Genomic DNA, 517 nt, shown 5'->3' on the forward strand with positions numbered 1-517 from the left:
CCTTTCGATATGAACTTATTTGACACTTGGCTTAATCTATTTAAAGAGTGTCTTGATGAAGTATTTGAAGAAGAGCCTTCTAATCATTATTATGAAGTAGCATGCAATATTGCTAAAAACTTTAAGGCKGTATTATTTAATCAGTAATAATTTAATGGCAGGAGATAAAGTTTTAATAATTTTATCTTTTGCCTTATATTTCTGATATATTGCTTCTAATTTTCTTTAATGTATTTTTTATTATTTCAGCATCATTTKGATTGAGTTCTKTTACTATTGTATCTAAAACTTGATTTTCATAATTTTCTATAATAGGCAATTCTTTTTTAGCCTTTTCTGTGAGATATAATGAAAAAGCTCTTTTATCGAGTTTATTTTCTTTTCTTTTTATAAATGATTTAACTTCTAATTTATCTATCATGGCTTTTACAGTATTTTGGTCTTTATCTAGTCTTATAGATAATTCTTTTTGAGATATGCCTTCTTCTTTTGCAAGTTCTTTTAATACAATTAATTG

General features: G+C 24.7%; 1 protein-coding gene. It reads right to left on the reverse strand.

The window, feature by feature from the left end; translation table 11 throughout:
* Window positions 1-193 precede the first annotated feature (193 nt).
* A partial coding sequence (locus GQX97_RS14600; protein ID WP_232473457.1) for a MarR family winged helix-turn-helix transcriptional regulator occupies window positions 194-517 on the reverse strand: 324 nt, incomplete at its 5' end.

It is taken from the genome of Brachyspira sp. SAP_772 (genome assembly GCF_009755885.1).
Classification (GTDB): domain Bacteria; phylum Spirochaetota; class Brachyspiria; order Brachyspirales; family Brachyspiraceae; genus Brachyspira.